The sequence below is a fragment of the Methylobacter psychrophilus genome (assembly GCF_025583945.1).
Taxonomy (GTDB): domain Bacteria; phylum Pseudomonadota; class Gammaproteobacteria; order Methylococcales; family Methylomonadaceae; genus Methylobacter_C; species Methylobacter_C psychrophilus.
The window spans coordinates 1-8,802 of sequence record NZ_JAOEGU010000051.1 but is presented as its reverse complement, the minus strand read 5'-3'; the positions used below and the strand labels follow the sequence as shown (position 1 = coordinate 8,802).

General features: G+C 43.6%; 8 protein-coding genes and 1 pseudogene. 2 read left to right on the top strand and 7 right to left on the bottom strand.

What is annotated here, in order from left to right; all coding sequences use genetic code 11:
* Positions 1-280: 280 nt before the first annotated feature.
* The 6 genes from N7974_RS16915 to lexA form a co-directional block, all read right to left on the bottom strand.
* On the bottom strand, positions 281-1,276 hold the full coding sequence (locus N7974_RS16915) for a helix-turn-helix transcriptional regulator (RefSeq protein WP_262966754.1): 996 nt from the start codon (positions 1,274-1,276) through the stop codon (positions 281-283).
* Between the two features lie 510 nt (positions 1,277-1,786).
* The gene (locus N7974_RS16910) at positions 1,787-2,509 is read right to left on the bottom strand and encodes a hypothetical protein (RefSeq protein WP_262966753.1); all 723 of its coding nucleotides are present in this window, start codon (positions 2,507-2,509) and stop codon (positions 1,787-1,789) included.
* Positions 2,510-2,640: 131 nt separating this feature from the next.
* Complete coding sequence (locus tag N7974_RS16905; RefSeq protein ID WP_262966752.1) at positions 2,641-3,060, bottom strand: hypothetical protein; 420 nt, start codon at positions 3,058-3,060, stop codon at positions 2,641-2,643.
* Between the two features lie 24 nt (positions 3,061-3,084).
* Entirely contained in the window at positions 3,085-5,277 is a 2,193-nt protein-coding gene (locus N7974_RS16900) for an AAA family ATPase (protein ID WP_262966751.1), read from the bottom strand.
* 214 nt (positions 5,278-5,491) lie between these two features.
* Complete coding sequence (locus tag N7974_RS16895; RefSeq protein ID WP_262965971.1) at positions 5,492-5,632, bottom strand: hypothetical protein; 141 nt, start codon at positions 5,630-5,632, stop codon at positions 5,492-5,494.
* Between the two features lie 29 nt (positions 5,633-5,661).
* A complete protein-coding gene (gene lexA / locus N7974_RS16890) occupies positions 5,662-6,288 on the bottom strand; it encodes a transcriptional repressor LexA (protein ID WP_262966750.1) in 627 nt (208 codons plus the stop codon).
* Positions 6,289-6,430: 142 nt separating this feature from the next.
* Between lexA and N7974_RS16885 the strand changes: the two genes are divergently transcribed.
* Both N7974_RS16885 and N7974_RS16880 read left to right on the top strand, forming a co-directional pair.
* On the top strand, positions 6,431-6,865 hold the full coding sequence (locus N7974_RS16885; RefSeq protein WP_262966749.1) for a LexA family protein: 435 nt from the start codon (positions 6,431-6,433) through the stop codon (positions 6,863-6,865).
* Positions 6,865-7,338 (top strand): annotated as a pseudogene (locus N7974_RS16880) (Y-family DNA polymerase); the annotation flags it as partial. The gene N7974_RS16885 and the pseudogene N7974_RS16880, both read left to right, overlap by 1 nt.
* 88 nt (positions 7,339-7,426) lie before the next feature.
* Here N7974_RS16880 and N7974_RS16875 read toward each other — a convergent pair.
* A partial coding sequence (locus N7974_RS16875) for a hypothetical protein (protein WP_262966748.1) occupies positions 7,427-8,802 on the bottom strand: 1,376 nt, incomplete at its 5' end.

The following is an 8,802-nucleotide window of genomic DNA, read 5'->3' as shown; positions in this document are numbered from 1 at the left end:
AACTAAAAATTTAACTTTTCGGAGTATATATCTTCTACTTTGACGGAAAAATTCGATAATTTTGTCAAAAAGACAGGTTTGTTTGATACATCTATCTTTTACTAAATCTTAATCGCCTGGCGGCCTAAAGTTGATTGTCGAGACTGATCACAGTTGGGCAATGAATATTATTCGGTAGCCTTCATTCTGCTATCGGCAATATAGTGACATCTGACCATTAGCATCAAATCCGGGGCATTCAAACAAACTGGTTGTCAGTCATAAAATTTGGTAGCCAAAATCACCGATACATTTTATTTAAAGCTTGCGCTTCCTGTGTAAATTGAGCCCGTAAGTCCAATGGTTCCAGCACTTCAATATGGATTGAAAAGCTCCGGATCCACCATCGTAATTGATCTGTATCTTTTACATTTGCTACCAACAAATACGTGTCATTTTCCAATTCGGTAATGTGCTGATTTTTGCTGAGTGGCGTTTCAAAAAGATGCGTATTCATAAAGCGGGTAATTTTGATTTTTAGTGCAATGTCTTCATGGCTAGTAATAATTGGATAATCAAATTCGCCTTGTGCAATGTAGTCATCCAACGTGAAACCAACAGGTACCGTGATTTCTTTTTGACCCATTTTAGCGTGTTTGAAACGATGTAACGCAAATTGCTTAATGTCCTGATAAGCGCCAATAGTTGCAACCAAATAGACTACATTATTACGAAAGACCAACCCCAATGGATTCATTTCATAGGTTTTTTCTGTACTGTTCCGTCCTTGATAGGTGGCATCAAACCGGCAGTTTTTTAATAATGCCTGATAAATCACTGGCAAAACAACCGAATTAATTTCAGCAGGTAATAGCGAAAGTCCATTAGGAATGATACGAACCTTGTCTATCCAGCAAGCCAAAGGTGATGCCTTTAAGGTATTATCAGCAAGTTGAAAATAGTCTGCCATATGTAATTTAATGGAAGGCGGCAATAAGGACTCTAAAAATGTCTCAACCAACTTGAAGGTCAAAGCCTCGTCCGCAGTCATTAACGGCAATTGTAATCGCGGTGCATCTTTTGGCCAGAACCAGCTTAACGGCTTGGTGTCTTCCGAACTAGTAAAGGGAAACAAACTTCCAGATGCAGATAGTTTATTCAAATCCCGCTGCACCGTTCTAATGTCAATTTTATAGCCTTTATCTTGCAGCTTTATTAGTAAATCTGGCGTGGAAATACCTGGTTCTCCTTTCGGGATAAAGCGCAGCATTTCAAAGTAGCGAAGGATTGTGTCCATAGCAAGGTGATAATTACTTATGTTATTGTGAAGTCATCACGTTGATAAAATACCTCTCCAATGCGCTGAATATGATCGAGCAAATCGGTATTTTCAATCTGCGTGTACAGCGATAAATCCACGGTATAAGGCAACAGCAAATCGTCGATTTCCGTTTCAATCCGGTCAAGCTGGGTGTAGGTTAATGCCTAATAGAACAGCGTCAGATTAATATCAGAACCGGGGCCGTTGTGTGCCTTTTGCCCCTGAACCATATAGAACGGCCTACCTAATCTCAGGATGCCGGGCAAACTCTTCGAGTTCGTTAAGTTCGCCTTTATCAATGAATTTTGTTAACTGGACGAGTAATTGGCAAAGCCTTATTTCCAGCGAATGTCTTGATTCATTATTAGTGAGTTTATAGCTTACGGCGACTAATAATGGATAGTTATGGATAGTTTTTGATTACACAAAATAATGATTCGCTAATATGGAGCACCCTTACGAGTTCGACCCTACTTGTTCTTCCAATTACATTGATGAATATGCCTTTTTAATTAATAGGTTGGTATTATCCTGAAAAACATTCCCACTACCATTGGGTTGTACCAAAAAACGAACTGCGTCCTTAATATCTATGTCAGCAACATTGTTGTTTTTATTCGCAGTTCTGCTCCAGCCTATTTTTTCAATGGGATTAAACAGTTTTAAAGCGGAGGCTGCACATTCAATAATCTCAGCGCGTTTGGATAAGCTTTCCAAATCAATTTGTATCATACTACTCATAAAATTAAGATCTATCAGTGTACTAGACATCCAGTCCATTATATTTTGGTAAGCTAATACCCAAGTTATACCAGTCTTCCAATGAAGCATCTCAAGAGAGGAGCTAGATTTAGCACCGCCAATCTCACACGCGCCAAAAATTATTCCCTCGACCCTTTTACTTTTTTCCACTTGTACGGCAACATTTATAATATTGCTTATATTTGAGAAATTTGAATTGCCTAAATGTGTTCCATCACCATGAGATGCAACGTAGATAAACAATCGGTCTTGCCGAGCGGTCAGCAAATGATCTAAAGATTCTTTAAAACCATTTGCATTGGTAAAGGTCATATAGTAAATTTTAACGTCTTCATTCAAACGTGACAGACCCTCAAAGAAGGGTAGTACGGATGCTTGGTTCCCGTTCTTCTCAGAGTCTAAATCCCACCAAATATTTTCTAAAATTAATATTGCTTTAGTTGCCATAATTTATCTTTTGCCAAATAAACACTGAAATCATATAAAGTCAAATAATAACAAACTTTTGAACATAGCATTACTTTCATTTCTTTAAAGTGAAAATCATAGAAAGTACTACGTTATTTTTACATTTTGACCTACTCCGACTCCACCCATTCCACATCATCACTGATGATCCAGATTTTGCCCTGTTCCAAATGTAAATACGGCCGCCAGCTTCCGCGTTCTACCTGCATTTCACCGGAGCGCCGTACATGGCTTGAAATGTGCCCGCTTAACGTCGTTTCCAGTTGATTCATAAAACCCGCCATTCCGAACGCGGCCACATAACAGGCGTTGGTGTAAGTCTCAAAGTTTGCGCTGGGCATCACGCTGCTCCAGATAGTGGCTGTGCCTGCGAAGCGTTTTTTTGCCGCCCAATCTTTGGCACAGACATGAATCAGCTTATGCCATGCTCCGTCCGCATAGTTGCCTTTGATGTTCCACATATCAATTTCTAGCGGCGAAACCAGGCGATTACTTATTTCAAATTTTGGGGTTGGGATTTTTGATTTCATAATGAGATCCTGTGAGATTGGGTGTTAATGCACAAAGCCAATTTGTGAAAAGGTTTCACCCTTGGCTTTGCATTCCTGGGCCAGCACGGCAATGATCCTTTCTGGAGTCGGAGTCTTACCCAATACAGCTACTTGACGACTAACCACGGCAAAATCACCTGGGGTCAGTTTGGTTAGACGATGAACCTGTTGTTTGAGTATCGCCAAGGCTACGATATCATCGGGCAGAATCCCGCCCAAGCGTTGGCTTTCTTGCTGAAACAAGGCCCAACGCTGCGCTGGACTGAGGTAGTCAAATTTTACTTTAAAGTCAAAACGCCTTAATGACGCGGCATCCAATTTGTCCATCAAGTTGGTGGTGCAAATGAAAATACCTGAGTAGGTTTCCATCTGAGTCAGCATCTCATTGATCTGAGTAATTTCCCATTGTTGTAAGGCATGACTGCGGTCACTCAACAGGCTATCAGCCTCATCGAGTAATAAAATAGCACCCTGTTTTTGTGCCTCAGTAAACATTGCCGCAATGTTTTTTTCACTGTCTCCGACATATTTATCCAGCAGATCAGACGCGCGTTTAATGTGCAGTTGCAAACCCAACGTCTCGGCAATATGTTTTGCTAATGCGGTTTTACCTGTACCTGGAGCGCCATAAAAACAAAAGTTACCGCGCTGATGATGTTTAAGCCCTGTTAATAAGGCCTCCAAATCAATATCCGTATTAGTAAATGATCGGTCATATTGTGTCCAGGCCGGTGTTTTTTGCAGGCTACTGGTTTGTTTAAGTAAACGCGTACTGGCTGCCAGTACCCGTTCGGCAATTTGCTCGGTTTGCGCTGGAAGCTGTTTTTGTGTCGTTTTGGCAATTGAACAAGCCTGCTCGATTTGCGCTGGCGTTAAGTGGGTTTGGCTAACCATATTGTCTCGCCAGTCTTCACTGACCTTTAAACCTTTACTGTACTTGTTGACAATACGCCGACGGATGGAGGCAGGCATCTTGTCAATTTCAACGGAATAACTAAACCGTCGTAAATAGGCTTTATCCATACCTTGGGTGCGATTACTGATCCAGAGCACCGGCACCGGATTATTTTCCAGTTGCTGATTGATCCAGGCTTTATCGCCTTGTCCGCCGGATTGCCCCTCGTCATCATCGTCGAAAAAGAAGCTGTGTCGGGAGGGAAACACATCCTCTGCCTCATCAAACAACAGCAAACTGTCGTGACTTTTATTTAACAGTTTTTGGCTGAGATTACAGGCAGCAAAACGGGCACTGCCCCTTAAAACGTTACCGTCCTGATTGGCGCACAACACTTCAAATAACGATGCATTCACTGTTTGCGCCAACAACTTTGCAAATTGGGTTTTACCAACCCCAGGAGGTCCGTAGATTAAAATATTGACACCTCGCTGTTTTTCATCCAAAGCTGCCCGCAAATAAGGTTGCAGGACATTCAAATCGTTTTGCAGATGGCCATAGTCATCAAGTATCAATTTTGTAGGGCTGGAGGGACGGAAAAAATTGGCCAACAACGCTTCTGCGCTGTCATGCTGGCGTAGCATAATATCCACAAGACCATCTGCCAGTATTAACTTATCTTCCAGATCAACCAAACCGGAATGGATTTTTATCCAGCCCATTTGTTGTAATTGGCTGTTGGGTTGCAGGGCTTTTAAAATTTCCCTGGCTGGACGGGTCGTCATCAGGCGTAAATAATCTACCGTAAACTGCATGCTACAAATGCCACACTGATCGGTTACCGTTTCCTTAAACACTTGCAACAAAGGCATTAGCAAACGCAATACCAATATTTCCTGTTCGACTAAATTGAGTTTTAAGGTATTGCCCAGCAAGCGTATATTATCAAACAGGGATTCATTCGATCCGACACCTTCTTCCAGTAACTTACTTAGTTGTTGACGCATACATTTTACCAATGCCGCTTTACTGGCGCTGTGTAAAAATGACAAGTCATCATCGCCAAAATCTTCGCCATTGCCAGTACGGTGAAAGTCATCCAGTCCTGTAATACGACCCAAATCATCTTCAAAAAAATCGCAGAATTGTCTCCGTCGCATGCTTTTTTGTAAACCCAGGGCAAGCCGCAACAGATAGATTGCCGCCAAGCGTTGATAGGCGGTATAGTGATTGCGCTTCGCTCTGGTTGGCCGCGCAGTAGTGACGGCGGGCATAAAATCGGGCATTTTTTGATTGATCATGACTGACTCCGAAACAATTGTTTTTGATGACAGTGATCAGTATACTTAGGCAAGCGACATATCAGGTCGCGTACTAAAAAATAGATAAGATAAAGTGAATGAAATTGCCCTTAACGACCAGACTTCTCAATGTAATGATTTTTCAGTATCCACTGTCATATTCAAAGCGTGTGTCTTGGTCCATGTATTTGCCAACTATTTTTAACACATCAACTTACCTTCTTCGGTTTTGCATGCTTGCCATAAACTGCTTTATTTGCTGCAGAAATTGCGCTGCCGGCTTTCTTTTGTAATGCTTCATGATGTCGTCAACTTTGTTAAAGACTTGATCGTGCATGTGAATTTTATGTTGCATGGTCGTTCCTCGTTATAACTATAAAAGTATCAGTGAACTCGATAACTGCGCATTTGCCCGACTAATACGCCCTGAATGACAACTTGTTCAGGACGGTAAGACAGCGCAGTCATGTTGGCATTGGCAGGCAGTAGCAAGACCTGCTCCGCCCCCTGCTCCAGATATTTCAGCGTGGCTTCGGCGTTATCTATTAAAGCCACGACAATCTCACCGTTGTTGGCACAATCACGCTGCTCAATGACCACCCAATCGCCGTCAAAAATACCCGCTTCAATCATGGAATCGCCCTTTACCTGTAACACATAGCAAGGTTTGTCGGTTTTCAGAGCATCCGGTACCGTCATATAGTCAACCGTTGCCAAGGCTTCAATCGGTTTGCCGGCGGCAATAACACCAATAAACGGCAAGCCTTGTTCCGGTTTCGACTGTTCTTGCCCGGCTTGCGAAGTGAGGCGAATCCCGCCTTGTTTATTACCGGTAAAAGGCTCGATCAGACCCGCCTCAATCAAGGCCATGATGTGTTTATACAAAGATCCGCGCGAGGTCATGCCCAGCCGTACACAGAGCTCGGCCAAGCTGGGTGGACAAGAAAAACTGTCGGTGTTATCGCGCAGATAATTAAAAACTTGCTGTTGTCGCCGGGTGATTACTTTCATGTCGCGTTGCCTCTCAGTGAGCTTTACGTTGTTTGCCATCTTAGCAAAAATACCCTAGAATGCAACAAAAAAGAGAACAAAAAGAAAACATAGCAGTTATGTGTTTCTGTTTGGTTATCCACCCTATTCCTGCCGAGCTATTATGTCCCTACCTGCCTATAGTGTTTTCTTGCCAACCCCCTGCCCGCCCAGACTGCCGCTGCCGTTATTCAGCGGTAAAGTCGCGGCCGGCTTCCCCTCCCCGGCCGACGATTACGTTGAGAAAAATCTGGATTTAAACGAACTGTTGGTACAAAAACCGGCCGCGACCTTCTTTGTCCGTGCACAAGGCGAATCCATGCTCGGTGCCGGTATCCATCCCAACGATATTCTGATTGTCGATCGGTCTATCGAAGCATTGCCGGGTAAGATCGTCATTTGTGCGCTGGACGGTGAACTAACCGTGAAACGCTTGGAACGAACTAATGGGCAATGGCAACTGAAAGCGGAAAACCCTGCCTATGCCGATATTGTCATTCATGATGACTTGGACATGGTGATTTGGGGCGTAGTGACCAACGTGATTCATCCGCTGTAATGCCGCCGTTGCTCGCACTCGTTGATTGCAACAATTTTTACGTATCGTGTGAACGAGTCTTTCGCCCGGATTTGATCGGTAAGCCGGTGATGGTACTGAGCAATAATGACGGTTGTGTCGTGGCCCGCAGTAAGGAGGTAAAAGATCTTGGGATAAAAATGGGCGTACCGGTTTTTCAGGTACAGCAGTTGATTAATCAACATCAGATACAACTTTTTTCATCAAACTACACGCTTTATGCCGACATGTCAGCCCGCGTCATGGCGACGCTGGAAGCGTTTGCACCGTCTATGGAAGTTTATTCCATTGATGAAGCCTTTTTGGATTTAACCGGTGTTTGTCAGCAAGATGCTGTCGCTTATGGCCAACGCATCAGAAAAGCAGTAGTCAGAGCCACCGGCATTCCGGTTTGCGTGGGTATGGGACCGACCAAAACCCTTGCCAAGTTGGCGAATTTCGCCGCCAAAAAATGGCACCCTTCATTTTGAAGCAAAAGTAGTGAACAGTTGAAACATAAGGCACAACTGTCCCTCAGGTTTCCCTGATATGTTTTTTAAAAAGTCAGTCTAAAAAATTCTTATTGTTGGCTTTGAATTGTATCTGTAAGAGCCGGTCCAACCAATCACCTTCAAGCGGAATGCCGGTCAGCAGCTCAAGGGGAGCTTTTCCTTTGCGTTTTCCGCTCTTGTAGAGGTGATGATTGTGATAAAACATAATCAAATTGAGATGCTCTTGGGTAACTTGGCCTTTGCAACTGTTTAAATACGGGCGTATTTGCGAATTAACCATTTCAACAAGTGACGATGTCCTGACCATGCCGTTGAATAATTCAAAGGCTTGATCTATCTGCTGTTGCGCATGCTTACCTAATAACGGCATCGCCACTTCCAGCCAAAATTTGCACTCGGCCAAGTGATATTTTTTCTGTTCGCCTTTATGCTGATGCGATTGATGATCATGCTGCCAGGCAAGTCCCACGAAGTTGAGTGTTTCTGCTGACAAGGTCTTGGCCAGCTCAAGACAAATTTCTTCAACTTGTTGGTAGCAAACGCCTATATCATCAATGTGGTGTCGAATAACTTGGGTTTGTTGTTGCAATTTGGGGTGCTCACATTCATCCAACAAATCCATCAGGGTCAGTACATCGCTTTTAACCTGACATTCCTGCCGGTGTTGGCCGGTGCTTGGATCGAAAAAATATAAGCCGGGAAATAACAGGTCAAGTACGTCGCTGACCTGCTGATACTGTGCGATCTGTTGATTGCAGTCGGCCTTTGCGCTGATATATTGTTGCCGGCGTTTTTGACGGTTCTCTTTGGATTTCGCATTATTGAAAATGCGTAAGCGCTCCTCTTCTTCAGCAATCGCGGCATACGCTTGTTTTTCAAGTGTCCCCCGTAGCGTGGTCAAATCCGTGAACTCATGAAAATGATCAGAACACCACGTTACGTCTGGGTATAGATCATGGAAACCATTGATAATCCCTGCGCCCCGATCACTGCCTAAACCTGTTGCTATAAATTGATGATTTTTCAGTTCGGAGAAGTGCTGCTTCCAAGTACTTCCGGTGCGATCAGGTGCCAGCTCAATCCGTAAGATAGCCGTACTAACGGGGTCAATGGTGACCAAGATCGGGCAACCTAAAGCAAAAATTTCATCGCTCAAATAAAAAATCAGGTAGGGCTTGTCGACATCAAGTGTGTTTGATAAACAACTGCCCAAGAACTTAAGCCGTTGGCTGACCATGCCGGTTGAATCATTGGCATAACCCATCATGCGCAGCATTTCACTGATGCGGGCAATGGAAACCAGGCCTTCAAGACGCAACAGAATAATGAAGGCATCAAGTTCAAACTTGGTAGGTACCGTTTCAAGCCGTTGAGTGGCGAATAATTCGCCCAAACACAGCACCGTTATCCCGATCATCTGATAAAGAA

Coding starts and splice junctions, on each gene's coding strand:
- N7974_RS16905 (WP_262966752.1), bottom strand. CDS start 3,060: ATGAAATCAAAAATCCCAACCCCAAAATTTGAAATAAGTAATCGCCTG.
- N7974_RS16895 (WP_262965971.1), bottom strand. CDS start 5,632: ATGCAACATAAAATTCACATGCACGATCAAGTCTTTAACAAAGTTGAC.
- N7974_RS16910 (WP_262966753.1), bottom strand. CDS start 2,509: ATGGCAACTAAAGCAATATTAATTTTAGAAAATATTTGGTGGGATTTA.
- N7974_RS16915 (WP_262966754.1), bottom strand. CDS start 1,276: ATGGACACAATCCTTCGCTACTTTGAAATGCTGCGCTTTATCCCGAAA.
- N7974_RS16885 (WP_262966749.1), top strand. CDS start 6,431: ATGTCCCTACCTGCCTATAGTGTTTTCTTGCCAACCCCCTGCCCGCCC.
- lexA (WP_262966750.1), bottom strand. CDS start 6,288: ATGAAAGTAATCACCCGGCGACAACAGCAAGTTTTTAATTATCTGCGC.
- N7974_RS16900 (WP_262966751.1), bottom strand. CDS start 5,277: ATGATCAATCAAAAAATGCCCGATTTTATGCCCGCCGTCACTACTGCG.